The organism is Chlorobium sp., assembly GCF_036528655.1.
GTDB lineage: Bacteria > Bacteroidota > Chlorobiia > Chlorobiales > Chlorobiaceae > Chlorobium.
In genome coordinates this window covers 1-25072 of sequence record NZ_JAIGND010000012.1, presented here as the reverse complement: position 1 = coordinate 25072, position 25072 = coordinate 1, and the positions used below count along the sequence as shown (strand labels likewise).

Genomic DNA, 25072 nt, shown 5'->3' with positions numbered 1-25072 from the left:
ACCATGAACCCTCTTGACAGGCTCGCTGTCAGGCTGAGCCTGACCAAAGCCGAAATATCGGTCATCTCACTCCTTGTGGCATTTCTTCTGCTTGGCGGCGCAGTGAAAAATTTCCGAACGGCACGCGATGCCGAAGCCGTCATTAAAGAGAAAGAACAGGAGAGGCTATCGGAAAAAGAGGTGGACAGCATGCTTGCCGTCGCGTCGATATTCCCCGGGGAAAGCTCCCATGGAGGTTCAGGGGGCATGACGGAACCGATGACCGGTTCCGACGAGTCGCCAGGCGTGGCAGGGCAAAGTGAGGAACCGCCCCGCGAAAGAAAAAAAACAACCCGCTCGCACAGAAAGATTTTTAACGGAACGCTCTCGTTCAACAGGGCAACCGAACAGCAGCTCCAGCAGATTCCAGGAGTCGGACCGGTCATGGCAAAACGCCTTGTCGCCTTCAGGGCCTCGAAAGGAGGACGCATCGAGCGGCATGAGGATCTGCTTGAAGTGAAGGGTATCGGTGAAAAAAAGCTCGAAGTCCTGAAAAAGCATCTTACGCTTGAGTAAATGAGTAAAAGTCTCCTTGCATGTGTTATCGATCGCACGGAAAGTGCTTTCGTGAGAGTAAAAACTCCCGGTATCGACGGTGCGTGCGTGATTACCGCATCCGGAACAGTGCCATACGGTGGAGAGTACCTTGAAGGAAAGCATCGGCAGCGGGCCCTGAAAAAACTTGTTTCGCTGACCGGAAAACACCGGGGAGAAGATCTTGCGCTCTGCTACTGCCCCGACGCCTATCTGCCGCTGAAAGCCTATTTTCCTCGTGGAGCGACCGGTGCCTCCCGTACCGATTACTGCAGAATCGAAGCCTCTCATTTTCTGCACAGACCCGAAGAGTACCTGCACGATCACATTCCCTGTGCAGATGCCTCTGAACCCGACGGGCTTGAAAAAAACCTTATACTCTTTTACAGGGCGGAACCGCTCGTAACGCTTTCGGCCGGTTTTGCGCAAAACCATCCGCTCCATTTCTGCGGCTCGCCGCTGCTGCCGACGGTCTTCCGGTCCCGTTCCGAAGAGGTCGCGGCATACCTCGATCTCGACAACGCCCGTATCACTCTGACGGTCGCCAGAAACGGAAAAGCTGAATATTTCAACTGCAGGAGCGTAAAGAACAGAAAAGAAGCGGAGTATTTCGCCATTCACGAACTCCGGAACGCTATTGCCTGCACCGGGTGCACAGTCCGGGTCGGCGGCTTTCTTGCCGACCGGGCGATGACGCGGCTGCTCGAACGGGAGACCTCCTGTCGTATCGTGCCGCCGGGTATTTCCGAAGAGATCGGAATTACCGGAAAAAGCCTTTCCTCACGCATGACCGCTGCAGCCTCGAAGGCCATCGAAACCGCGCTGATGGCCCTCGAGCACGGGCAGCCGCGTTCCTCCTGAAAGAGGCTCTCAGAGCCCCACCCCGGCATTCTTCTTTCAGGCCTTATGCTGCCGGGCCGCTATGACCTCGGCGATCTGTACGGCGTTGGTCGCCGCGCCTTTCCTGAGGTTATCGGCTACGATCCACATGTTCAGGGTCTTCGGGTTCCAGTAGTCGCGGCGGATCCTGCCGGCGAATACTTCGTCGCGCTCGTATGAGGTAAGCGGCATCGGATAGATGCGGGCGGATGGATCGTCCTGAATAATCACTCCGGGGGCTGACGCAAGAATGGAACGCACCTCGTCGATATCGAAGTCGTTTTCGAACTCGATGTTCAGAGATTCGCCGTGACCGCCGTAGACCGGTATGCGCACCGTGGTAGGAGAGACCGCAAGAGCGTCGTCAGCCATGATCTTGCGCGTTTCGTTCACCATCTTCATCTCCTCCTTGGTATAGCCGTTGTCGGTGAAGGCGTCGATCTGCGGCACGGCGTTGAAGGCGATCTGGTGGAAGTGCGTGAACTGATCCTGCGTCTGGCCGGCAAGCTCGCTCTCGAGGGCGTCGCGTCCCGCCTTGCCTTTGCCGGTAACCGACTGATAGGTCGAAACGACGACTCTCTTCACCCGATACCGGTCGTGAAGCGGTTTGAGCACAACAACCATCTGTATGGTGGAGCAGTTGGGATTAGCGATAATGCCCGCGGGCTTGCCGTCGGCTTTGAAGATGGCTTCGGGATTGACTTCCGGTACGACAAGCGGAATACCTGGCTCCATGCGAAAAGCGGAGGAGTTGTCGATGACGACGGCCCCTGCCGCTGCGGCAACCGGCGCCCACTCTCTGCTGGCCGATGCTCCGGCGGAGAAAAGCGCGATATCGACATTACGGAAAATATCTTCGGATGGAACTGCAGTAACGAACTCGCGGCCTTTGAACCGGACGATCTGGCCGGCGCTTCTGGACGAAGCGAGCGGCACGATTTCGTCTGCGGGAAAATTCCTTTCCTCAAGGACATGGATCATGGTGCGGCCGACAAGTCCGGTCGCGCCGAGCACCGCTACGCGGTAGCGGAAATCTGAACTGCTCATACGTGGATATAAAGGTTCATTAATAATTCAAGACAAGTTTTTCCGAATGGTCGTTAAGGTACTCCGCATATTCCATTATGCGCCCCTCGCGGGCATACCCTTCACATTCGGTTTCATAGGCCAGGAGGATTTCGATGACATGCTCCCAGTTCTCCTCGCGGACGATCCGGTTGCGAACATGCGATACTTTCGGCAGCCCTTTAAGGTAGGTGGCATAGTGCCGTCGCATTTCAAGATTGCCGTATTTTTCTCCCTTGAAGCGCACGGAGAGACGAAGATGCTCGATCGCGGCATGGATCCTCTCGCGGAAACCCGGCGGAGGCGCATGTTCGCCGGTTTTCATGCGGTGCCTGATCTGGCTGAAAATGAACGGGTTCCCGATCGACCCGCGTCCGATCATGATGCCGTCGGCGCCGGTCTCGGTAAACATGGCAAGAGCGTCGTCGGCAGACCAGATGTCGCCGTTGGCGATGACGGGAATCGTCGCATGACGTTTCGCTTCCGCTATCCATCCCCGATCCGCGCGGCCTTTGTACATATCGCTGCGGGTTCGCCCGTGAATGGCAAGAGCCTGGATACCGACATCCTGAAGCCTATGCACAACATCGACGATGTTGATGGAATCGTGGTCCCAGCCTATCCTGGTTTTGGCCGTTACCGGAATCCCTACACGCCTGACGACGGCTTCGGCGATTGCCTGCATTTTATCGGGCTCCCTGAGCAGAGCCGCGCCGGCTCCCTTTCCGGCTACTTTTTTTGTGGGACAGCCGAAGTTTATGTCAAGAAAGTCCGGACTGTAGGTTTCGGCGACCGCGGCCGCCTCGATCATCGATTCGACGGTACTTCCGAAAATCTGGACGGCAACCGGACGTTCGACGGCATCGACCTGCAGCTTGCGCACGGTTTTTTCGATCCCCCTGCGCAGCGCTTCGGCGCTGATGAATTCGGTATAGACAATGTCGGCCCCGCACCTTTTGCAGAGCTGCCGGAATGCCTGGTCGGTCACATCTTCCATGGGAGCGAGAATGACCGGGCGGTCTATATCGATCGTGCCTATTTTCATTGTCAGCCGTTGAGAATTTCAGCCGTACCGGTCATGAGTTCCCTGACCTGCACGTATATCTGCTGAAAGAGCGAACGGTCTTCGCGAAGGGCTTTCTTGGCCGCTTCACGTCCCTGGCCGAGTTTGTCCTGGCCGTAACTGAACCAGGATCCGGATTTTTTCACCACGCCGAACTCTACGGCCAGATCGATCAGTTCGCCGAGCACTGATATGCCTTCGCCATAGAGAATATCGAACTCCGCGCTCTTGAACGGAGGCGCGACCTTGTTCTTGACCACTTTAACTTTTGTGCGGTTTCCGACGATTTCGTCGCCGTCCTTGATCTGGGCGATCTTGCGGATGTCGAGACGTACCGAGGAGTAGAACTTCAACGCCTTGCCGCCGGTGGTGGTTTCCGGCGAACCGTACATGACCCCTATCTTGTCGCGCAGCTGGTTGATGAAAATGCAGACCGCGCTCGATTTTGAAATTGCGCCGGTGAGCTTGCGCAAAGCCTGGCTCATGAGACGGGCCTGAAGACCGACGACGCTGTCGCCCATCTCGCCTTCGAGTTCCGCCTGCGGAACGAGGGCTGCGACGGAGTCCACAACAATGACATCGACGGCTCCGCTCCGCACCAAGGTTTCGACGATGCTGAGAGCCTGCTCGCCCGATTCCGGCTGGCTGATGAGCAGCGCATTGATATCGACGCCGAGCTTTCGTGCGTAGGCTGGATCGAAGGCATGCTCGGCATCGACGATTGCGGCAATCCCCCCCTCTTTCTGTGCTTCGGCTATGACATGCAGGGCGAGGGTGGTCTTTCCTGACGATTCGGGCCCGTAGATTTCCGTTACTCTGCCGCGGGGCAAACCCCCGACGCCGAGCGCAAAGTCGAGCGTCATCGAGCCGGTCGGTATGGCCTGCACCTGCAGTATCGGCGCGCCGTCGCCCATGCGCATAATGGTGCCTTTGCCGAACTGTTTTTCAAGCGCGTCGACGGCAATGTTCAGTTGCTTGAGTTTCGCGGGATCGACCGCCTCAGCTCCGTGCTCTTTATTGCTGTTGTCCATAGGTATGTTCCGGTCATAAAAGATTAAGAAAATCGATAACGAAACGATCAATCAAGGGCTGCCGCAAGCGTATTGTCGAGCGGACGGTAGACCATCCCCAACTCCTTTATCGAGCGGTCATTCAGGTAAACAAGCGTTCTTGAGGCCGTCCGGCTGCTTTCGATGCTTATGAAGGAGGGCTTCCGGGAGAGCAGCGACCAGAGTTCCCCTCCGAGACCGGCAAGGGAAATTGCGGCTCCCGGCAGCGGATAGACCCGGTTCATGGAGCTTCCGGGCGTTCTGCGTATTGCTTCGAACAATTCAGCGAAAGTCCGGTTGTGACCGACAACGATATAGCGCTGACCGGTCGAACCTTTCTGCCAGGCCTCCAGATGTGCCGCTGCGACGTCGCGCACATCGACAAATCCGGTGCCGCCCGACGGGCAGAAGGGCAGCCGACCCTTATGGATCAGCCGGAGCACCTCGTTCGAAGAACTTACCGAAGCTTTGTTGCCGCTATCGACGCCGATGACCACTCCCGGGTTCACCATCACGGTATCGAGCCCCTCGGCAACCCCGCGGAGCGCTTCAAGTTCGGCAAGGTGTTTCGACTCCATATAACCGTTCCTGCGCTGCCACTCCATGAAGGAAGAGGACTCCGAAGAGGGAGATCCGTCTTCGGTACCGCCTATGGCGGCAATGGAACTGGTCACGACCAGACGACGTACCCGATTTTCGATACAGGCATTGACGACGTTGCGCGTTCCGACTACGTTCACGTCATAGAGCCGGTTCCTGAAATTTCTGGTATAGGCGATGAGCCCTGCGCAATGAAAAACCGTATCGACCCCTTCAAAAACCTCGTTTATGGAAGGCGCGTCGAGCAGATCGGCCCGGAAAACCTCGACGGGAAGATCGGAAAGAAACGAACAGTCCGAAGATTGCCTGGCCAGTATTTTCAGCCTGAACCTGTCGCCGTAGCGTGCAAGCAGTTCCAGCATAACCTGTGAACCGATGTATCCGGTTGCGCCGGTAATAAGAATGGATGTCGTGACCATGCAAGAGAAAACCGTATCTTTCAGCCGTTCCGGAATGAGCCTTACGCGTCAGCCGGACAGGTTCCTTGAACCGTATTCATGCAACGATATCAAAGAGTAGTCTGTTCATAAAAATACGAATTAAAACTACATTGCGCTTAATTCCAATCATCGCTATCATAAATTTTTCGCCCTATGCCCGAACGCTATCAGGAACCGGAACCGGGATGCCTTGCAGAAAACATCGAAAGCGGCATTCTTTCCAACGGCCTGCGTGTCATAACCGACCATGTTCCGTGGGTACAGAGCGTCACCCTCGGCATCCATATCGACGCGGGATCTCGCGATGACCCTGCCCGGAAAAACGGACTGGCACATTTCATCGAACATGCGCTCTTCAAAGGCACCGGAAACCGCGACTATATCGAAATAGCCTGCGGTATCGAGCGCACTGGCGGATATCTCGATGCTTATACGACAAAAGAGCAGACCTGCATCTACCTCAGATGCCTCGATACCTTTACCGGCCCGTCCCTCGACCTGCTTGCCGATCTTGTATGCAACCCGGTTTTCCCTGAAGAGGAGATTGAAAAAGAAAAAGAGGTTGTGCTCGAGGAGATCAGCAGCGTGAACGATACTCCCGAAGAGCTGGTTTTCGAGGATTTCGACCGCAGCCTCTTCGGCAGCCACCCCCTCGGGCGGGCGATTCTCGGAACCGAAAACAGCGTGAACGGCTTTACCGGCAGCGATCTCAGGAACTTCATGTCGGATTTTTACCGACCGGAAAAAATGTTCCTCACCGCAACGGGCAATATCCGGCACGACGAATTCGTGCGCCTGGCGGAACGATGCTTTTCGACGCTCCCTGCCGCCGACGGTCCGCTGCCCGTACGCAAGCCGTTTCTTCCTGAAGCATACAAACCGTTCAGACGCGCCCCGAAAAAACGGATTCATCAGGCCCAGATCGTGCTCGGCACCCTCATTGCGCGGGATGACGCGTCGTTCCACGCCCTGATGCTGCTCAATACCATACTCGGCAACGGCATGAGCTCGATGCTGAACCTCGAACTGCGCGAAAAGCTCGCTCTTGTCTACAGCGTCTATTCGACCGTTGCGTTCTTCGACGATCTTACCGTCATGAACATCTATGCGGGAACCGACGGCAACAAGGTCGAGCTGACTCTCGATGTTCTGGCAAAGGTGCTCAAAAGACCGGACCTTGCCGTGCCGTCAGACGATGAGCTGCGCTCGGCCAAATCGAAACTCCTCGGGTCGCTGCTTATGGGTACCGAAAAAATGACGCGCCGGATGTCGCATCTTGCAACCGATCTCTCCTATTTCGGACGGCATGTGCCGCTTGCCGAAAAAATTGCCGCCATCGAGGCGGTCGGCAGCGAAGATATCGCCAAGGCAGCCGCGCTGCTTCTCGATGCATCGAGACTTTCGACGCTGGTATTCAAACCGTCGCGTTAGCCGACCGGCAGCGCGCCTGTTTTTTATCCGACGATTATTTTGTATCTTATGGACTTTTATTTTTGACTATCATACTCATCAACAAACCGAGACAGCCTTGCAAAAGAACATTACGAAAATCAGCGACACCGAACAGCAGCTGGAAATAATCCTGGCAGCCGAAGAGTTCGGAACGGAATACGATCAGGAACTTGAAGAGGCAAAAAGAACGGTACAGATCAAGGGATTCAGAAAAGGTCATGTTCCGGCAGGAATGCTCAAAAAGCTGGTCGGTCCGGCAATCGAGGCGTCGATCGCCGAAAAAATGGCATCGAAGCACTTCGCCGCGATCGCCGAAGAGGACGGAATCAAACCGGCAAGCCGTGCGGCCATAGACAGCTTCAGCTTCGAAGACGGCCAGCTCAAAATACAGCTCTCATACGAAGTACACCCTGAATTCGAACTGAAAAGCTTCGAAGGCTACAGCTTCAGCCAGCCGCGCTACGTTATAACGGACGAGGATGTCCGCAAAGAGATCAACCTGATCCTCAAGGGACACGGAACGCTTGTTTCCGTCGACGAGGCCGCAACAGAAACCGATACCGTCATCGGCGACGTCACGAAAATCGACGAGTCCGGCGAGGCGGAGGAGGAATCCGGAATGGAAAACCACCATTTCAATCTCGCATACCTTCCCGAAGATAACCCGTTCCGCAAGGCACTCCTCGGTAAAAAATCCGGCGAGAGCGCTGACGTGAATACGGAGCCTAAAGACGAGGAAACTCCGGTACAGCACTACCGCATCGTCGTCAAGGAGGTGAAACGCCTCGAACTACCCGAACTTACCGACGAGCTGGTAAAGGATATAACCGGCCAGCGATTCGAAAACGCCGAAGATTTCACCGCCGATGTCCGCATCCAGCTCGAACAGCACTTCACCATGAAATCGGAAGACGAACTGCTCGAATCGATTTCAGCGAAACTGATCGAAGAAAACCCGGTACCGGCGCCGAAGTCCATGATCGCATCGTTCTCGAACATGCTGGTGGAAAACGCCAAACGTCAGATGGGCGGCAATTTCCCGAAAGGTTTCGACGTCAGGCAGTTCACCCTTGCCATGGCTCCGAATGCCGAAAAGCACGCCCGCTGGCTCCTGATAAGCCAGAAAATCGCCGAGATGAACAGCCTCGAGGTAACCGATGAAGACATCCGGGCTTTTGCAGAAAATGAAGCCGGGAAAAACCCGTCGATCAGCGTCGAACAGGCATTGAACGCCTACATGTCGAGCGAATTCAGGGACTACGTCTCGGACTCGATCCTCAAGAACAAAGTCTACGACATCATCAAAAGCCAGGTCACCATCACCGAAGAGCCCACACCCATCCCGGAACACAAAGGCTGAGACCGGCAGACAGAAATCACAACAGAAAAGCAGAGGTCCGTTGCCTCTGCTTTTCTGTTGGCGAGATGGCTTGTTAGCTTGATGGCTGGTTGGCGGGATGAGCTTCCATCCCACCGCTCAAGCTACCCACTACCCACTACCCACTCTCCTCCCTCCTTCTTCACAACCACCGCCATAGCTACGGCCGAGCGGCGGTCATGGGAAATGGATACCTGCGCGTTGCTGACGGCGTCAGCCACCATGCCGTGAAGGTGTACTTCAGGCTTTCCCCGGCTGTCGTTGATCACTTCGAAGCTTTTCCAGTGAACCGGCCCCGATATACCCGTCCCCATAGCCTTGACCAGCGATTCTTTCGCGGCGAACCTTCCGGCAATGCTCGGAACGGGGTCTTTTTTCTTCAGACAGTATTCGATTTCCCGGACGGTCATAAATCGTTTCAGAAACGCTTCGCCGTAACGGCTCCAGGCACTGCCTATCCGTTCGAGTTCAACAATGTCAACGCCTATTTCCACAGGATTCAGACGAACGCTATGGTCATGGAAAGATCGAGCGCCGTCACGCTGTGCGTAAGTTCGCCGATGGATATGAAGTCAACGCCGGTTTCGGCAATCGCCGCGACATTATGGATGCCAACATTGCCCGAAGCCTCAAGCCTGACTGCGGGAGCGCATGACCGGGAATAGGCAACCGCCTGCTGAAGCAGTTCAACGGAAAAATTGTCGAGGAGCACAATATCGGGGCCACAGGGCAACGCTTCGGCAAGTTCTGCAAGCGAACGGACTTCGGTTTCAATCTGTACATCGAGCCCGTTACGCTCCCGGTATACAACAGCATTGCCAAGGGCATTGGCCACGCCGCCGGAAGCGTCGATATGGTTGTCTTTGATGAGAATCATGTCGAACAGCCCGAAACGGTGGTTTTTGCCGCCCCCTATGCGTACTGCCTCTTTGTCGAAGTAACGCAAGCCGGGCGCCGTTTTCCGGGTATCGAGTATCGCTGCTCCCGTATGGGCGACCCTGCTGACATATGCCGCTGTACGCGTGGCGATACCCGACATTCTCTGCATGAAATTCAGAACCGTTCTCTCGGCCATGAGCAGCGAAGCGATGTTGCCGGAAACGTCGAGTATGGTCGTTCCCGCTTCCACGGCATCGCCGTCGCGACAGGAGAAACTGAGCGTAAGCCCAGGATCGCATGCCCTGAATACCTCTTCCGCAACGCCGGCTCCGGCAAGCGTTCCGGATGCCTTTGCCCTGATCACGGCGTGACCTTGCTGTTCGGGCGAAATCGTTGCAAGAGTGGTGATATCGCCGGTATACCGGTCCTCTTCGAGTGCGAGAATTACGGCACGCGACCGGCATCCTGCATAGAAATCGGAGAGATTGTGTGTCATACTGTCCGGAATGTATCTGTTAGAAAGCATAAGGGTTAATCGTCAGGGCATCTCTTACCGCCGATGTCGGCGCTTTGCCGGGTTACGCAGAAGAGCCTTTGATGTAAAGGTAACATTTTTCCCTTGAATCCGGATCAGGCACGATCGGGCAATCGATGCATTCTGCAGTGAGAATTTTGACTTTCGCCGCGAGTTGCTCACATTGTATTTTATGACAAAAACAACAACCGATATGACTGTCACAACCCGCTCGTCAGTACGGCTGGTCAACCTCCTTTTTTATGCGCACCACGGCGTACTGAAGGAGGAGCATACTGTCGGAGCGAAGTATGAGGTCGATGCAGAACTGGTATTCGATTTCACCGAAGCCGCACTCCGGGACGATATTTCGAAAACCATCGATTATGGCACGGTATACCGGAAAATCAAGGCAGTACTGACCCAGAAGCGCTACTTCCTGATCGAGGCGGTGGCAAGAGATATCGTTCACGAGCTGCTGTCGGACTTTCCGGTTCTGCAGGAAACAACGATCAAGGTCAGAAAACGAAATCCTCCCCTGAACGGAATCTGCGACTATGCTGAAGCATGCTTCTCGGCGACACGGAGCTGAAACCGGACGACGTCAGACGGTTTACCTCGGCATCGGCTCGAACATCGGGGACCGCCTGACTCATCTCCAGGAAGCCGTCAACCTGCTCGACCTGCTGCCGGATACCTGCGTGACGGATGTTTCGGCCATCTATATGACGGAACCGGTCGGCGTTACCGAACAGGAACGTTTCTATAACGGTGTCGTTAAACTCGACACCGGACTCTCGCCGGATGAACTTCGTTCGCACTGCAAGGCCATTGAAAGAAACCTCGGCCGACCTGAACAGTATATACGATGGAGTCCGAGGGTGATCGATATCGATATCCTGCTCTACGGCAGCCTCGTCATGCGAAACAGCGTGCTCAGCATTCCGCACGAGGAACTGACGAAACGGATGTTTGTGCTGATACCCCTGCTCGATCTTGCCGATCCCCTGCATCCAGCGCTGCAGTGCCCTGTCTCTTCGCTCCTGAAACAATGCCCGGATCGGTCGGTGCCGGTCAGGCTCCGCGAAGGGATAGCGATACCACGCTGAGTACTGTCGGCTGTCGGCTGTCGGCTTGAAGAATGGGACGTATGAAAGACCCCGGGAATCAGTTTTCGGAGTTCAATGGCACTATTATCAGTCCTATTCGTCTTATACGCCCTATTCGTCCCATTCCCCGGTGAAACAAAAAAGCGGGCGGCACTTATGATGCCGCCCGCTTCATGTGGTAAAATCACAAAGATGACTCAGTTCGCGAAGGTTATGTTCAGGTTGCCGGCGGCGAAATCGGCGCCTTCGGTTTTCCTTCCTACCAGTACGTTCGGCAGAATGATGCTCTTTCGGAAGTTGTTGATGTCCACAAGCAGTTCGTCGCCCTTGATATTGACGTTGAGCTTTTTGACTTCGACGTTCGGAAGATGAAGGCTGAGCACATATTTGCCGTTGATTTTTTCGAGCGTCTGGGTTTTATCATAGCTGTAAAGCACTGCCGCAGGGTTCTTGTCGCCGAAAATTTCCTGGCTCAGCACATGCAGCCGGTCGGTATTGATCACTTCGGACGTCTGCTGATGCGCTCGGAATATCGGCAGAGGATAGAAGCAGTTGTCGATCACTCTAAGATACTTCTGCTGGATATCGATGAGGCTCTGCAGGTACTGGTCGGCGGAACTTTCCGGAAGAATTTTGTTTACCACGGCAGCGTCGAGTTTGTATCCGAAAAGGTTCAGATAGGTCTGCACGCGAAGCGCTTCCTTGATAACCATGTTTTCGGGGTTGAGCACGACGCGGAAGGTGGTGATATTTTTGTCCTGAAGCATCCCGTGAAGTTCTTTCATGTGCTCGTTGACCTCGGGCATGAGCTTGAAGATGTTCTTTTTCGGCATGAACTTCGAAAGCAGCGGCGCTGCGAAACCGATAGCCTTCGAATGCCAGCCTCCGATCTTGTCTGAATACCATCCGTAAGATTCGGGCATACCGAGCAGGCGCATGGTTTCTCCTGTCGGGGCGGCATCGACGATAACGACGTCGTACTTGCCGGATTTCGCTGCTTTCCAGATGTAACGCAGACTGATCATCTCCTCCATACCAGGCACGATGGCAAGCTCTTCGGCAACTACTTCGTTGGCTCCGTCATGCATGAGAATCGATGAAAAATAGGAATAGAGCTCGGTCCAGTTTTCCCTGATTTCGGCAAGGACATTCACTTCCATGGCAAAGAGGTTCTTTTCGACCTCTATGGGAGTCTGGCTTAATTCTCTGCTGAACGCGTCAGCAAGACTGTGAGCCACATCGGTGCTCATAATCAGCACGCGCTCTCCCCGACGGGCAATTGCCGTAGCCGTTGAAGCCGATACGGTGGTTTTTCCCACTCCGCCCTTCCCCAGATAAAGAATAATTCTCATGTTTTTTACGAAACTATTGAGTAGACTTGACCTTTATTGAACGTTTTGCAGGCTGCTCTTCCGATGTTTTCGGATCTGCTGCGGCACCAGGATCGCTTGAGTCCGCTGCATGTTTCTTTTCAGCAGAATCAGTGTGCCCGGCATGGGCGTCTCCATCGGATTCGATTGTATTGTATACATCGGAGTTCCCGGACCCGGATGAAACTTCTGAAAGCGCGCCAGCAAGCATCTCTTCAGAAATGGAAAAGCCGGCATCGTCGGCTGACTCATCCCTGATCGATATCTTTTTATTTTGTACCCCGGACGTTTCGGTTTCGTCGGGAACAGATCCCGATAACGGCTCTTCGTTAAAAGCTCCGGAAAGATCTTCCTGCCGATGCGTCGGCGCATCGCTGTTCTCGACTATCCGGATTTTTTTTCGGCGTACTTCCTGATCGGTTTCCGATACAGGTGCAGGGCGATGTTCATCACGATGCTTCTCTCCGGCATGAACATCCGAGGGCGGCGTGTCCATGGCCATCATATCCCGCACAAGCGCCGATGCCGAACTCTCTTCAGCCTTGATGCTTATTTTTTTGCGCTTGATGTTGTTATCCGAATCGTCATCCCCGGAAACCGCGCTTTTTCTGATGCGTTCTTCGGGAAGCGGCAAACCTTCGTCGTCAGGAAGTCCAGCTGTAAACATACCTGAAGAGGAGGAACCTGCGTCATCGTCCTTGATGCTGATTTTCTTTCTTCTGATTGTCGAACTGTCGTCATCCTCATCGAAAGACGGCCTTCGCTCCTGGCCTCCGGCATTATCGCTGCGGCTGCGACGATCATTTCTGGATGGTTGTTTTTTATCGCTGCCGAATCCTGTCGTCAGCTTGAGCATTTTGCCGATAGAACCGAGTACGCCGTCATTGCGGACTGCCGTTGTTATGGCGGTCATAACGAAACGCTCTGCCTGGGGGTTTCCTGCGATATTGGCCAGCAGTTCATTCATTGCTGTCAGTACCGTCGCCACATCGCCCGGCACATGCTGCAGATCTTTCATTACCTGTTCGCGAAGCTTGAAGGGTGCTTCGCCGACCATATCCTTGATAGACGATGCGATTCTCTTGAGAGCTGCCGGGTCGGTTGGAAGAATATTCTCAAGTCCTTTCAATGCGTCTCCGGCAGGATTGCCTTGCCCGGCCTGACCGGAAGGTGCGCCGCTCTGCCTGTCCCGGGCATGCTCGCTGTATTGCTGCGGATCATCCGCAGGCGGATAACCGATTGATGCCTTGTATTGTTCAAGCAGGTCCTGGCCATAACCGATCGAACTGTCCTGATGGCTCGGCGCCGCTGGCGCCATTGCAATGGAAAATGAGTGGGGAGGACAGACAGCCCTTCCCGCCTGAAGCACTCTTGCCGCTATGGCATCGGGAATTTCCTTCCTGAAGTTGACACCGAGAGCATCCTCGATAGTCGATTCAACGACGGTATGCAATCTGGTGATAAGCTCGGCCTCTCGTATTTCAACCATATCGAAAATAACATAGACAGGATCTTTCTCCTCCCGCCTGATCTTGAGGTTGAGCGTTGCAAAATCGCCGTCCTTGTTCCGGCTGTTGACGGAAACAGAACCAAGACTGAAACGATCGAGAAAATCCTTGTTCGCGCCTCTTGCCCAGAGATATACAGCTTTATCGGTATAGATCAGGTAGTCCTGAAAAACGATATTTCCTACGCGCTCCTGATGAGATTCATAGAAAACCCCATCGAAAAAAGCGACAGGATTCTCTCCGGCACTCATGAGATTCTTCTGAAAAAACTCAGTGACATCGTTCAGCTCTGTCTGTCCGGATACATATAAAGAAATTGTGGCCATTACCAGTGTCCTGATCGCGTTAGACGTGTTATCGGTTGAACTTTAAATCTAATAAAATATGAAAAGAAAGTGAAACTCCTCCGAAAAGTGATTGCAGGTCGGCATAAACCTTACAGACAGGGATGCGCAGGAAAAACAGCGGGATATTCTAACCAATACCGGATTCTGCACCTCATGCAGACGGTGTCGATATCTGACAGGCAAAAAAAAAGGCAGTGAAAACATGAGCTTTTCACTGCCAGAAATACCGTTTCGAAAATCTGCTTATTTTGCAAACTTCGATTCGACTGCCTTGGAAGGTACAGCGTAACCAGAAACTTCAGGTGACGAACCACGGAGGCTTCCGCCGCCGCCGCCCATGTTGCCGTAAGCATTGCGATTGATTCTCATGGTGCCTTTGCCCAGAGAATCGAACAGCATCCCGACAGTTTCCCAGTGCCCTTCAACCATAACCTCGAAAATGCGGCCGGCGGCAGCTAAGATATCGGTAAATACACCTCCACCACTCATAATTCCTCCTTTTGGAATTTTATTATTGGAAATTTACCCGGATTTGGAAATAGAAACTTTAACCTAATTTACAGCAATAAAAAGAAAAACACAAACAAAGAATTCAGGCCCGCTCCCGGGAGCGCCTCTTCGTCTTTATTTATTTGGCTCCGCCTTTCTGGAATGAGCCTGCGATGTTCTTAACCGCTTCGGAAGCGGTAACGCCTGCGTCGCCAATCGCCTTGGCTGCGTTGTCCGTGACATTTTCGACATTTTTCACCGCGTCGGTGTAGAGTTCGCCTGCGGAACGGGAAACATCCTTGACGGTAATGGCAACCCTGTCGATGGTTTCGCCGACGACTCCGCCTGTGCGGCCGAGCATGTTGCCGATACCCGTAGCGTCGATCAGCGAGCCAACGGTGCCGGTTACGGTTTCAACGACGCTGCCTGCGAGCTCAAGGCCGCCCACAACAGCGCTCTGGCCGGTAAGAAGCACACTTTCTGCAAGAAAGGTGAGGCGGTCGGTAAAATCGAGCTCTTTAAAATCCTTGCGAAGTTTCTGATAGGATTCTGACATGTTTTCTCTCCGGTTTAATCAGGGCAATGCTGCTGCTTTCCCCTGTTTTCATGGTTTTTGGATACCTTCTTATTGATGATGAAAATTAATAAAAATCCTTCATCATACAAACAGCCATTCAACTGCAGAATCACACCTTATTGAACTCGCGCTCGCGATGATGCTTGCCCTGATGGTTAAGATCGAACGGAATATGGAGCCATTTGTCCTTGAAGACCGCATCGCCGGGTTCGAGCCCCGTAAGACTGATGGGCAGTGTGATGATCTTGCGCTGGTTGCCGATCTGCACGTAGAGTTCGTCTCCTGTTACCCATACGTCGATATCGACGGGATTGGCAAACATGAGCTTGAGCTGAACCTCGTAGATATCTCCGTTACGGACAAACTTGATCGGCGGCTCGTTGTACATGAGATCCGACGGATCGGTATCGCCGTACATATCGCGGGCAAACATCTCGAGCGACTTGAGACCTACGATTTCCTGCTCGTACATCCTCAGTTTCTTGACCGGCAGCGGTGAGAAGCCCTCTTCGATTTCGCCGAGATATTTCTGCTGGATGCCTTTCCATTTTTCCAGGTAACCGCTGTTCTCGTTGGTATCGAGCAGCCTGTTGACCAGCACCATATCGACCTTGAAGCCGTACAGGTTCAGGTAGGTCAGCGCCCTCATGGTCTCCTTGATCGACATCTTCTCGGCGTTCATGACAAGACGCACCGTCGATTTCACGTTATCGGTAAGGATTTCGCGAATATCTTCGAGCTCGTCGAATACCTGATCGACCGATTCGATTGCGTCTTCGGGAGGAATGTAGTAGGCAATCCTGTCGGACATTTTCGACAGCGGCTTGCTGAGAGGACGGACAATATATTTATTGACGTTCTTGACCGCTTTCATACCCCATGAGAGCGTGTCGGGAAGAGAAAGCAGCCTGAGCGTTTCGCCGGTAGGCGCCGTATCGAGCACAAGCGCGTCGTACAGGCCGGCGGTCTTGTACCGCTTGATTCTCAGGAGAGAGAAGAGTTCCTCCATTCCGGGAAGAATGGTCATCTCGTCGGCCATGACGCCGGAGACGCCCTGAGCCATAAAAATTCTCGTGTAGTATTTCTGAACCGACTGCCAGTTCTGCTTCAGATCGACATAGGGATTGACCTCGATGGCATGCAGGTTCTCCTTGATCTTGGTGGGTTCGGCGCCGAGCGGCAGGTTGAATGAATCCGAAAGGCTGTGAGCCGGATCGGTTGAAAGGACAAGGGTACGATGGCCCAACTCTGATAAACGGACAGCAGTTGCTGCCGACACGCTGGTTTTGCCTACTCCGCCTTTACCTGTAAATGTTAAGATACGCATGAACCGGACATTGGTTTTGTGAATACGATCGAAAGACAAAAGATATAACTCTCTCTGGACTCTACAAAAGATCTAACATACACACTTCCGGCCACGTTAAAAAATTAAACCGGCATTTTGTTATGCTGCGGGGAGAATGGAAATGAGTGCTGAGTGAAGAATGGGACATATGGGACAAAAATGTACTCCGGAGCGGATCCTCCTGTCTCCATTTGCATAATCGGCAGTATGTTGCGTTATTACGCTGAACAGTTTTTCACATCCATATTCTTTTTTATACCGTTCCTGCCATGATGCAAGAAAACGCAACGATTGCAGATGTGACTGCCACGATCACCGCTTCGCGAAAGATCAGCAGGGACGTCTCCATCATCACTTTCGATTGTCCTGGAATTGCCATAGCTGCACAGCCGGGCAATTTTGTCAATATCAAGGTCAACGATTCGACGCAGCCACTGCTGCGACGCCCTTTTTCCATCCATGATGTTCGCGGAACAGTAATAGACATCATGGCAAAAACTGTCGGTTGCGGAACAGCTATTCTCGCCGATTCGCCGTGCAGCAAAACCATGCAGGTTCTGGGACCACTCGGAAACAATTTCAACACCAGTGATGCCTCGTTTGATACCGCTTTGCTGGTTTCAGGCGGCATTGGAACCGCTCCGATGCTGTTTCTTGAAAAAACCCTTACAACCAGCGGGATCTCATGCATTAATTATATTGGTGGAAGAACATCGGAAGATCTGCTGCAGGAAAACCTCTCGAACTGTCGAATCGCTACCGACGACGGATCGGCGGGGTTCAGGGGAACGGTGGTGGATCTGCTGGCTAACGATATAACGGCACTGAAATCGAAAGGAAAGCTTAAAGTGTTTGCCTGCGGACCCAACCCGATGCTCAAAGCCGTAGCGGTTTTCTGCAGAACGCACGCCATACCCTGCGAGCTTTCGCTGGAATCGGTCATGGGCTGCGGCATAGGAATCTGTTACGGTTGTTCAGTCGAAGTCAGAACGCCTGATGGCGGCATCGGTACGATTCTTCTGTGTCGCGAAGGGCCGGTCATTGACGGAGAACGACTTGTTTTGTAACTTGTCTGACGCAATACTATTTCATCAGGAATGACTGGAGTCCGGTTACGAAGATAAATTATTTTAATCAGCAGCTTGGATTATTATGGCAAAAGGTCTTAACAAAGTAATGCTCATCGGCCACCTCGGCAACGATCCGGAACTGAGAACGACGGCATCCGGACAATCGGTAGGAAATTTCACCGTAGCGACCAGCGAGAGCTTCAAGGATGCCTCCGGAAACTGGCAGGACAGAACCGAGTGGCACCGCATCGTCGTCTGGGGTAAACTCGCCGAAATCTGCAGCCAGTACCTGAAAAAGGGACGTCAGGTATACATTGAAGGGCGCCTGCAGACCCGCAGCTGGGACGACAGCAAAAGCGGCGAAAAAAAATATGCGACAGAAATCGTCTGCACCGACATGCAGATGCTCGGTTCGGCAAAGGAACAGGGCGGGGGATATGGCGAAACGGGTACCTCGTTCGAGCGTCCGCAGCCGCAATACAACCAGATGTCGCGCGAGACCCGTCAAAGCTCCTCCGATATTTCTTCGCAGCCCTCCGGGCCGGCGATGGAACACGACAAGGACGACCTGCCTTTCTGAAACTTCGTGGCGCATTGCATGGCCGACGGAAACATTCCCCCCCTTCCGGGGTAATCCGTCTGCGTCGGCCATGCCGCACATGAGCGTACAGTGATATCATGGAAGCCCTGAAGAAAAAAATCCGGTCGGGTAAAATAGATCCGGTCTACTTTTTTACCGGCCCGGAAAGCTATATCAAGGAAGAGCTTGCCGGATTGATCAAGGCGGCTCTTTTTCCGTCGCCGGAAGAAGCCGCATTCAATACTTCGGTGGCGTACGGTCAGGACATGACGCTCGAAGAACTCGCGTCGAAAGCATCGGAGTACCCCATGTTCACCCCGAAAAAACTGCTTGTGGTCCGACAATTCGATAAAATCAAACGAACCGGATCGAAAGAACAGCAGAAGCATCAGGAGGTACGGTTCGTCTCGTACCTGGCTGACCCGGCGGATTTTACGGTACTTATCCTCGATACCGACAGCGCGGACAAAAAAGAGCTCGACAAATCACCGTTCAGCGAGCTGAAAAAATTCAGGACGGATTTTCCCGCAATCCGCAGCGCCGACGCATTCGCAACAGAAAGGGCCCGTGCCGCCGGCTGGGATTTCGAACCCGAAGCCCTGAAACTCTTTTCAGCCTACGTAGAGCCCTCTTCGCGGGAAATCGCCCATGAAATCGATAAAATCATCCTGTACGCATCGTCGAAACATGCGGGTAACACCATTGCCTCGACAGATATTTGCGAATGCGTCGGCATATCCAAAACCTACAACGTCTTCGAGCTTGAAAAAGCGCTTGCCGAACGGAACCTCAGGCTTTCAAGCGGTATTTCCCTCATGATCATGGAGCACGAAGGAGCAAAGGATGGACTCGGAGGCATCGTGCGCTACATGACGACGTTTTTCATGCGCATCTGGAAGCTCTCCGTACCTGCCGTCCAGCAGCTCCCGCAAGCAGACATCGCGCGAATTCTCGGCATGTACGGAAAACAGGAATTCTTCGTACGCAACTACCTCGGCTACGCGAAAAAATTCACCCTCAGAGAAACGGAAGCGGCAATCATTGCGCTCAGGGAAACCGATGCCGCGCTCAAAGGACTTCTGCCATACTCCGACGAACGCCACCTGCTCCTCTGCCTGATGCAGAAAATTCTCGGAAAAGCCTGAAGGCTTTCACCCGAGGGACTTCGATGCATGAACTTCGATGCATGGGACTTCGATGCATGGGACTTCGATGCATGGGACTTATGGGACAAATGAGACCTATAGGACATAAGAAACTCCTCCCTCCTGTCTCCATTACCCACTACCCATTACCCACTACCCATTACCTACTACCCGCTCTCCTCCCTCACATCCACCTTTTTTCCCGGTACCATTCCACTGTTTTCGAAACGCCCTCTTCAAGCGTAGTGCCGGCTATGAATCCAAGTTCCGCAGCGGCTTTTTCGGGCGAGCAGACCCAGTAGTCCTGCACGAGTTCGTTCGCCTTGTCGCGGTTGATAAGCGGGGGCTTGCCGGAAAGCGCGCCGAGAAGTCCTCCCGCGACGCCGATGAGCCGGACAAGCGGCTGCGGAAGCCTGATTCTATGCAGCCTGCCGAAACCCAGCGCCGGACGGGCGGCGGCAATGACATCCTCCCATGACCACGACTGCGCGGAGGTGATATAGTAGGTGCTTCCTGTCGCGCTGTCCGAACGAGCCGCGGCCATGATGCCCTGCACGAGATCGTCGACATAGATCATGCTGAAGCGCTGCCTCTCCGGCCGGCCGGCCGATACGAGAACCCCTCTTGCGAGCATCTGAAAGACCTGCAGCACGTCGCGATCCCCCGGACCGTAAACCGCAGGAGGACGTACGATGGTGATCGGAACGCTCTTTGCCGCTTCCAGGCACAGCTTCTCCCCCCGCAGCTTGCTGCGCCCGTAAGCGCTTACCGGACGCGGCTCGTCGGATTCCTGCACGCCATGCGTCCCTTCCGCTGCAGGACCGGCCGCGGCAAGCGACGAAACAAGCACGAACCGCTTCAGGCCGGAATTATGCTCCCTGACGGCGTCAAGCAGATTGCGCACCGGCTCTACGTTCCCCGCATCGAAAGCGGCTTCGTCGGCGGCTTTGGTAACACCGGCAAGATGCACGATCCGGTCGACGCCCGCTACAGCCTGCCGGAGAGCCTCGGGATCGTCGAACCTGCCTCTCACTGCCGTAATTTTTTCATTCGGCAGGCCCCCCGCACTCTCGGGGCGAAGGAATACCCGCACCCTGGCGCCCTCCGTTTCAAGATGCTTCAGCAACCTTGCGCCGATAAACCCCGTTGACCCCGTAATCAGTATCGTTTCAACCATATCCCGTATTTACCCGTTATATATCGTCACCCTGCCGCCGGTGTTAAAAAAACGAAACCGCGTTTTACCGAAAATTTAAAAATTTTAATACATTTCGGTTCGGGGTAAACCCCCGACACTGAAACCCGGTCAACGAGAAGAATAACAAAAAGAGACGACCGTAAAAACGAGAAATTCCAGCTTGATCCCCCGCTACAGCTGAAGTAAATTTTGCATGACTGTGGAGAAACCTAAAGATCTGTTCAAGAAATGTTTTGACTTCACCCTTGCAGACGAAGTGAAGGCGCAGGGGATATATCCTTTTTTTCATCCCATCGACGAAACCGAAGGGCCTGTAGTCTCTTTTGCCGGACGAAAGCTCGTCATGGCCGGCTCCAACAACTATCTCGGGCTTACTGCCGACCCGCGTGTAAAGCAGGCATCGATAAACGCCATCAACAAATACGGCACCAGCTGCTCCGGTTCGCGTTATATGACCGGAACGGTCAACCTGCATATCGAACTCGAAGACAGGCTTGCCGACTATTTCGAAAAGGAACGCTGCCTTCTTTTCAGTACCGGCTACCAGACCGGACAGGGCATCATTCCCACCCTTGTGCAGAGGGGCGAGTACATCGTATCCGACCGCGACAACCATGCAAGCCTCGTAGCCGCTTCGATCATGGCCATAGGAGGAGGAGCCAACCAGGTACGATACAACCACAACAACATGGAAGACCTGGAGCGCGTGCTTCAGAAAATTCCTGAAAACGCAGGCAGACTGATCGTTTCGGACGGCGTTTTTTCGGTTTCCGGCGAGATCGTCGATCTGCCGAAGCTTGTGGAACTGGCAAGGAAATACAATGCCCGAATCGTCATCGACGACGCGCATGCCGTCGGCGTTATCGGCAAGGGCGGACGCGGAACCCCTTCCGAGTTCGACCTGGTAAGCGAAGTTGACCTCATCATGGGCACCTTCTCGAAAACCTTCGGTTCGCTCGGCGGCTACGTCGTCGGCGACCGCTCGGTCATCAACTACATCAAGCACAACGCCTCATCGCTCATTTTCAGCGCTTCGCCCACTCCGGCAAGCGTGGCCGCGGTCCTTGCCACTCTCGATATCCTGCGCACCGAACCGGGCCTCATGGAAAGACTCATCGCCAATACCGACTACGTACGCCAGGGACTGCTCAAGGCAGGCTTCAAGCTCATGCCGTCGCGGACGGCAATCGTCACCGTGCTTATCAGCGACCAGATGAAAACACTTGTATTCTGGAAAAAGCTGTTCGATGCCGGCGTCTATGTTAACGCCTTCATCCGTCCCGGCGTCATGCCCGGCCACGAAGCGCTCCGCACGAGCTTCATGGCCACTCACGAAAAAGAGCATCTCGACAAGGTCGTCGCCGAATTCTGCACCATCGGCAGGGAACTCGGCGTTATCTGAGCCGGCACTCCAGTTCTCACATCCTGTTTGCAATCCCCGGCTGCCACCGGGGATTTGCATTTCAATGCCAGCCAAAGCACCCCGCAGATTCAGGAAAATGTGACTGATGGGACAAATTGCTCTCATACCGTATTAGTTGCGCTTTTCTTTTTTTTTGATAGATTTACGGTATGCGTGAAAACCAGATGAATGATTGCTTATTTCTATTGGCCAGATTGCTGTACGTGCTTGCCGATGTTTATGTTGATGCCTGACAGACGGAAATTCTAACCATGTTCTTTAGCAGTACCTAACATTGCAACCACACAACACAAAACAATGAAAACAAAACAAGCGCAAGTGATCCCCCTTGTCCGTTTTGTGCTTTCAGCATTCTGCCTGCTGGCCCTTCTGGTGCCGACTCCGTCGTTCGCAGCGGATACAGGCACCGTGAAAGGCAAAATCACAGACAAAGCTGACGGAGAGGGCGTTTACGGTGCATCCGTAACCGTTGCCGGCACCACCATCGGTACCGCTACCGACATGAACGGCAACTACACGCTCAAAGGCGTTCCCGCAAAACAGCAGAAAATCGCCGTCTCCATCGTCGGCTACGCGTCAGCAAGCCAGGTCGTCAACGTCGGCGCGGACCAGACCGCAGTCGTGAACCTCTCGCTCGGCCAGACCACCATCATGGCTTCCGAAGTGGTAGTCGGCGCAGCGCTCTACAAGCAGGACAGGCTTGATGTACCGACAACGACCAACGTTGTTTCGGCAGAAAAGATCAAGGAAGAGCCGAATCCTTCGCTTGACAAGACGCTTGAGACCGTTCCCGGCGTCAATATCAACCGATCGAGCGGTTACAGCGCATCTACCGTTCAGATCCGCGGTTCCAATACCTTCCAGGGCGGCGGCATCGGCACCCGCGTAGCGGCTTTTTATGACGGCATCCCTCTGGCCACACCTGAAACCGGCGGTATCGTCTGGACCAACATCAACATGAACTCCGCGAACAGGATGGAAGTGGTTAAAGGTGCATCGACCACGCTCTACGGTTCCGGCGCAATGGGCGGCGTCGTCAATGTATACGGCTACCTGCCCGACAAGTTCGAAGTGAAAGCCGGCATCAGCGGCGGTTTCTACGATGCTCCTCCTTCAAGCGACCAGAGCGTCTATCGCGACGGCTATACGCCATGGTTCTGGAACAGCTATGTCGGTATCGGCGATAAAGCCGGCAAGCTCAGCTACAGCCTGCTCTACACGCACAGCGACGACGACGGCTACCGCGACAACTCGCAGACCCTGCTCAACGACGTCAAGCTGAAAGCCCGCTACGACATCAACGCGAAGCAGTACCTGCAGCTCAGCGCTTCGTATAGTGAAACCGAGGCCGGTTATGTGAGCACATGGCCGTATGAGCTAGGTGCTGGTGGCAGTGGACCGGGTGGCATGTTTATTGCCCATCCCGAGTATGCCTATGATCTTGCCGATGATGTTTATACCGACGACATCGTCAGTAGAAAAGATGCGTTCGCGGGCCTGACATATACAAACATGCTGAGCGACAAGCTGACTCTTGAGGGACGGCTGTACTATACCTACAACAAATACAGGATCGATTATAATCCGACTGAAGATACTCAGCTTTACCCGTATTTTCCACCGGGTCATCCAATGGAAACTTTTAATGGCTTCATTTATAACCGTGATCCGGGCGAATTCAACGAGAACCGTTCGAGCCGTTATGGTGCAGGCGTGAAGCTCGACTGGCGTGCTGCCGAAAACCATCGTTTACTTTTCGGTGTAGATGGCAACATTATTAATGTAAAATCAACCCAATACAGCGCTACGATTCCAGCACCAAACGAATTTGGTGAGGTTGAGGAGAAAAACATAGCAGTATTCCTGCAGGACGAATGGAAAATAACTGATAGGCTAACTGCACTATTTTCTTTGCGTTATGACTGGAGCGGCATAGATGCCGATGAGGTTTCCTATCGCGACTATCGGGATTATATTCCTCCGTATACTTACATCACAGAAAAAATTGAAAACAAGTCTGTCGATGCAATCAGCCCTCGTATTGCTCTGAACTACAAAGCCATGGATGACATGAGTTTCCGGGCGTCATGGGGCAAGAGTTTCCGGGCACCGACGCTTGCCGAGCGCTTTGTACGTGATGCAGGACTGTTCATGGGCAACCCGAATCCGGCTCTTGACAAGGAAACCATGACCGGGTATGAAATCGGCGTATACAAACAGTTTGGTGACAAGGTCTCTGTTGACGTCGCAGCTTATCTCAACGATTACGATAATCTGATAGAATCGAGGAATATCGGTTCGGGACCTGTGATCGTTTTCGAGTATCAGAACATAGCAAAAGCCCGTATCTGGGGCATCGAGACCAATCTTAACTATCGCCCCAATCCGCAGTGGAACTTCAGCCTTGGCTATGCTTACATGAACGCAAAGGACAAAACGGGTGACGGGGCATCGCTTGCATCCGACAATCCGGACCCGGAATGGCTGGCCTACCGGCCTGAACACACTGGTTCAGTCAGCGCGACATGGAAACCTGTCGAGAAACTCGCCCTGAACCTGACCGGTCGTTATGTCGGCAAGTACAAAGCTGTCAGCACCTATTCGAACATCGACGGAGAGAACTACCCCGGCGACTTCGTGGTATTCAATGCCGGCGCGAAGTACCAGGCGACCGACAACATCGGCCTGAACTTCCTCGTGAAAAACATCACGAACGAGCAGTATGAAGAAGCCGAATGGTTCCGCGCTCCGGGCAGAAGCTTCGTGCTTGGCGTGGATCTGACCTACTGAGCCGAAACGGCACAGCGCTACGGCGCAGTTCTTTCGCAGGCCCCTCATACGAGGGGCCTTTTTTTTATGTGATTTTCGTGTTGAACCCGGCGCTGCCGGGGGCTTGGGGGAATGGGACAGATGGGACGAATGAGACTTATGTGACCTATGGAATAGAACTATTGAAAGCAAGAAACAACTTGCTGAGCACTTTCATACGTCCCATCTGTCCTATTCGTCACTCTCC

General features: G+C 53.6%; 23 protein-coding genes. 11 read left to right on the top strand and 12 right to left on the bottom strand.

The genetic code is table 11. The features are described from left to right. The first annotated feature begins 3 nt into the window (after positions 1 to 3). The gene (locus tag K4305_RS04135; protein ID WP_331561100.1) at positions 4 to 555 is read left to right on the top strand and encodes a ComEA family DNA-binding protein; all 552 of its coding nucleotides are present in this window, start codon (positions 4 to 6) and stop codon (positions 553 to 555) included. Continuing rightward, positions 556 to 1434 (top strand): hypothetical protein, encoded by an 879-nt coding sequence (locus K4305_RS04130; RefSeq protein ID WP_331561099.1) that lies wholly within the window; start codon positions 556 to 558, stop codon positions 1432 to 1434. It abuts the gene before it with no gap. 36 nt (positions 1435 to 1470) lie between these two features. Here the strand turns inward: K4305_RS04130 and K4305_RS04125 are convergent, their stop codons facing one another. From K4305_RS04125 to K4305_RS04110, 4 genes are read right to left on the bottom strand one after another with little or no spacing between them, the layout of a single operon-like run. Next, on the bottom strand, positions 1471 to 2499 hold the full coding sequence (locus K4305_RS04125) for an aspartate-semialdehyde dehydrogenase (protein WP_331561098.1): 1029 nt from the start codon (positions 2497 to 2499) through the stop codon (positions 1471 to 1473). Positions 2500 to 2518: 19 nt separating this feature from the next. After that, on the bottom strand, positions 2519 to 3562 hold the full coding sequence (dusB, locus tag K4305_RS04120; protein ID WP_331561097.1) for a tRNA dihydrouridine synthase DusB: 1044 nt from the start codon (positions 3560 to 3562) through the stop codon (positions 2519 to 2521). Between the two features lie 2 nt (positions 3563 to 3564). After that, the gene (gene recA / locus K4305_RS04115; RefSeq protein ID WP_331561096.1) at positions 3565 to 4611 is read right to left on the bottom strand and encodes a recombinase RecA; all 1047 of its coding nucleotides are present in this window, start codon (positions 4609 to 4611) and stop codon (positions 3565 to 3567) included. A gap of 47 nt (positions 4612 to 4658) precedes the next feature. Continuing rightward, positions 4659 to 5648 (bottom strand): NAD-dependent epimerase/dehydratase family protein, encoded by a 990-nt coding sequence (locus K4305_RS04110; RefSeq protein WP_331561094.1) that lies wholly within the window; start codon positions 5646 to 5648, stop codon positions 4659 to 4661. A 174-nt stretch (positions 5649 to 5822) separates the two neighbouring features. Here K4305_RS04110 and K4305_RS04105 point away from each other — a divergent pair, with 174 nt between their 5' ends. Next, positions 5823 to 7100 (top strand): M16 family metallopeptidase, encoded by a 1278-nt coding sequence (locus K4305_RS04105; RefSeq protein ID WP_331561093.1) that lies wholly within the window; start codon positions 5823 to 5825, stop codon positions 7098 to 7100. Positions 7101 to 7197: 97 nt separating this feature from the next. Continuing rightward, complete coding sequence (tig, locus tag K4305_RS04100; protein ID WP_331561092.1) at positions 7198 to 8481, top strand: trigger factor; 1284 nt, start codon at positions 7198 to 7200, stop codon at positions 8479 to 8481. Between the two features lie 122 nt (positions 8482 to 8603). On the opposite strand, the gene acpS is transcribed toward tig, so the two are convergent. Together acpS and nadC are read right to left on the bottom strand one after the other, a co-directional pair. Beyond that, the gene (gene acpS / locus K4305_RS04095; RefSeq protein ID WP_331561090.1) at positions 8604 to 8993 is read right to left on the bottom strand and encodes a holo-ACP synthase; all 390 of its coding nucleotides are present in this window, start codon (positions 8991 to 8993) and stop codon (positions 8604 to 8606) included. 5 nt (positions 8994 to 8998) lie between these two features. Further along, entirely contained in the window at positions 8999 to 9874 is an 876-nt protein-coding gene (gene nadC, locus K4305_RS04090) for a carboxylating nicotinate-nucleotide diphosphorylase (protein WP_331561089.1), read from the bottom strand. A gap of 232 nt (positions 9875 to 10106) precedes the next feature. On the opposite strand from nadC, the gene folB reads away from it, so the two are divergent. Both folB and folK read left to right on the top strand, forming a co-directional pair. Continuing rightward, positions 10107 to 10484 (top strand): dihydroneopterin aldolase, encoded by a 378-nt coding sequence (gene folB, locus K4305_RS04085; protein ID WP_331561088.1) that lies wholly within the window; start codon positions 10107 to 10109, stop codon positions 10482 to 10484. Further along, positions 10450 to 11001 carry a 2-amino-4-hydroxy-6-hydroxymethyldihydropteridine diphosphokinase gene (folK, locus tag K4305_RS04080; RefSeq protein ID WP_331561087.1) on the top strand — a complete coding sequence of 184 codons (552 nt, stop codon included), beginning with the start codon at positions 10450 to 10452 and terminating at the stop codon, positions 10999 to 11001. Before folB ends, folK begins: the two co-directional genes overlap by 35 nt. A gap of 197 nt (positions 11002 to 11198) precedes the next feature. Here folK and K4305_RS04075 read toward each other — a convergent pair whose 3' ends face one another. The 5 genes from K4305_RS04075 to K4305_RS04055 all read right to left on the bottom strand — a co-directional run bounded on the left by K4305_RS04075 (position 11199) and on the right by K4305_RS04055 (position 16619). Next, the gene (locus K4305_RS04075; protein ID WP_331561086.1) at positions 11199 to 12353 is read right to left on the bottom strand and encodes an ArsA family ATPase; all 1155 of its coding nucleotides are present in this window, start codon (positions 12351 to 12353) and stop codon (positions 11199 to 11201) included. 13 nt (positions 12354 to 12366) lie between these two features. After that, the gene (locus tag K4305_RS04070) at positions 12367 to 14205 is read right to left on the bottom strand and encodes a hypothetical protein (protein ID WP_331561085.1); all 1839 of its coding nucleotides are present in this window, start codon (positions 14203 to 14205) and stop codon (positions 12367 to 12369) included. 264 nt (positions 14206 to 14469) lie between these two features. Then, the gene (locus K4305_RS04065; RefSeq protein WP_331561084.1) at positions 14470 to 14715 is read right to left on the bottom strand and encodes a bacteriochlorophyll c-binding family protein; all 246 of its coding nucleotides are present in this window, start codon (positions 14713 to 14715) and stop codon (positions 14470 to 14472) included. Between the two features lie 139 nt (positions 14716 to 14854). Continuing rightward, on the bottom strand, positions 14855 to 15271 hold the full coding sequence (locus tag K4305_RS04060; protein WP_331561083.1) for a chlorosome protein C: 417 nt from the start codon (positions 15269 to 15271) through the stop codon (positions 14855 to 14857). A 130-nt stretch (positions 15272 to 15401) separates the two neighbouring features. Beyond that, a complete protein-coding gene (locus tag K4305_RS04055; RefSeq protein ID WP_331561082.1) occupies positions 15402 to 16619 on the bottom strand; it encodes a TRC40/GET3/ArsA family transport-energizing ATPase in 1218 nt (405 codons plus the stop codon). A 293-nt stretch (positions 16620 to 16912) separates the two neighbouring features. Here K4305_RS04055 and K4305_RS04050 point away from each other — a divergent pair, with 293 nt between their 5' ends. From K4305_RS04050 to holA, 3 genes are all read left to right on the top strand, one after another. Next, on the top strand, positions 16913 to 17707 hold the full coding sequence (locus K4305_RS04050; RefSeq protein ID WP_442880423.1) for a dihydroorotate dehydrogenase electron transfer subunit: 795 nt from the start codon (positions 16913 to 16915) through the stop codon (positions 17705 to 17707). Between the two features lie 85 nt (positions 17708 to 17792). Beyond that, complete coding sequence (locus K4305_RS04045) at positions 17793 to 18290, top strand: single-stranded DNA-binding protein (RefSeq protein WP_331561080.1); 498 nt, start codon at positions 17793 to 17795, stop codon at positions 18288 to 18290. 98 nt (positions 18291 to 18388) lie between these two features. Then, positions 18389 to 19435 carry a DNA polymerase III subunit delta gene (gene holA / locus K4305_RS04040; protein ID WP_331561079.1) on the top strand — a complete coding sequence of 349 codons (1047 nt, stop codon included), beginning with the start codon at positions 18389 to 18391 and terminating at the stop codon, positions 19433 to 19435. A 184-nt stretch (positions 19436 to 19619) separates the two neighbouring features. Here holA and K4305_RS04035 read toward each other — a convergent pair whose 3' ends face one another. Next, positions 19620 to 20612 (bottom strand): NAD-dependent epimerase/dehydratase family protein, encoded by a 993-nt coding sequence (locus K4305_RS04035; RefSeq protein WP_331561078.1) that lies wholly within the window; start codon positions 20610 to 20612, stop codon positions 19620 to 19622. Positions 20613 to 20832: 220 nt separating this feature from the next. Here K4305_RS04035 and K4305_RS04030 point away from each other — a divergent pair, with 220 nt between their 5' ends. Beyond that, a complete protein-coding gene (locus K4305_RS04030) occupies positions 20833 to 22035 on the top strand; it encodes an aminotransferase class I/II-fold pyridoxal phosphate-dependent enzyme (protein WP_331561187.1) in 1203 nt (400 codons plus the stop codon). Positions 22036 to 22353: 318 nt separating this feature from the next. Continuing rightward, positions 22354 to 24846, top strand: a complete 2493-nt coding sequence (locus K4305_RS04025) for a TonB-dependent receptor (protein ID WP_331561077.1) — start codon at positions 22354 to 22356, stop codon at positions 24844 to 24846. Positions 24847 to 25072 lie beyond the last annotated feature (226 nt).

Excerpts from the sequence above, each read along its gene's own strand:
- K4305_RS04135 (WP_331561100.1), top strand. The coding sequence starts at position 4 with ATGAACCCTCTTGACAGGCTCGCTGTCAGGCTGAGCCTGACCAAAGCC.
- K4305_RS04130 (WP_331561099.1), top strand. The coding sequence starts at position 556 with ATGAGTAAAAGTCTCCTTGCATGTGTTATCGATCGCACGGAAAGTGCT.
- K4305_RS04125 (WP_331561098.1), bottom strand. The coding sequence starts at position 2,499 with ATGAGCAGTTCAGATTTCCGCTACCGCGTAGCGGTGCTCGGCGCGACC.
- dusB (WP_331561097.1), bottom strand. The coding sequence starts at position 3,562 with ATGAAAATAGGCACGATCGATATAGACCGCCCGGTCATTCTCGCTCCC.
- recA (WP_331561096.1), bottom strand. The coding sequence starts at position 4,611 with ATGGACAACAGCAATAAAGAGCACGGAGCTGAGGCGGTCGATCCCGCG.
- K4305_RS04110 (WP_331561094.1), bottom strand. The coding sequence starts at position 5,648 with ATGGTCACGACATCCATTCTTATTACCGGCGCAACCGGATACATCGGT.
- K4305_RS04105 (WP_331561093.1), top strand. The coding sequence starts at position 5,823 with ATGCCCGAACGCTATCAGGAACCGGAACCGGGATGCCTTGCAGAAAAC.
- nadC (WP_331561089.1), bottom strand. The coding sequence starts at position 9,874 with ATGACACACAATCTCTCCGATTTCTATGCAGGATGCCGGTCGCGTGCC.
- folB (WP_331561088.1), top strand. The coding sequence starts at position 10,107 with ATGACTGTCACAACCCGCTCGTCAGTACGGCTGGTCAACCTCCTTTTT.
- folK (WP_331561087.1), top strand. The coding sequence starts at position 10,450 with ATGCTGAAGCATGCTTCTCGGCGACACGGAGCTGAAACCGGACGACGT.
- K4305_RS04075 (WP_331561086.1), bottom strand. The coding sequence starts at position 12,353 with ATGAGAATTATTCTTTATCTGGGGAAGGGCGGAGTGGGAAAAACCACC.
- K4305_RS04070 (WP_331561085.1), bottom strand. The coding sequence starts at position 14,205 with ATGGCCACAATTTCTTTATATGTATCCGGACAGACAGAGCTGAACGAT.
- K4305_RS04065 (WP_331561084.1), bottom strand. The coding sequence starts at position 14,715 with ATGAGTGGTGGAGGTGTATTTACCGATATCTTAGCTGCCGCCGGCCGC.
- K4305_RS04060 (WP_331561083.1), bottom strand. The coding sequence starts at position 15,271 with ATGTCAGAATCCTATCAGAAACTTCGCAAGGATTTTAAAGAGCTCGAT.
- K4305_RS04055 (WP_331561082.1), bottom strand. The coding sequence starts at position 16,619 with ATGCGTATCTTAACATTTACAGGTAAAGGCGGAGTAGGCAAAACCAGC.
- K4305_RS04050 (WP_442880423.1), top strand. The coding sequence starts at position 16,913 with ATGCAAGAAAACGCAACGATTGCAGATGTGACTGCCACGATCACCGCT.
- K4305_RS04045 (WP_331561080.1), top strand. The coding sequence starts at position 17,793 with ATGGCAAAAGGTCTTAACAAAGTAATGCTCATCGGCCACCTCGGCAAC.
- holA (WP_331561079.1), top strand. The coding sequence starts at position 18,389 with ATGGAAGCCCTGAAGAAAAAAATCCGGTCGGGTAAAATAGATCCGGTC.
- K4305_RS04035 (WP_331561078.1), bottom strand. The coding sequence starts at position 20,612 with ATGGTTGAAACGATACTGATTACGGGGTCAACGGGGTTTATCGGCGCA.
- K4305_RS04025 (WP_331561077.1), top strand. The coding sequence starts at position 22,354 with ATGAAAACAAAACAAGCGCAAGTGATCCCCCTTGTCCGTTTTGTGCTT.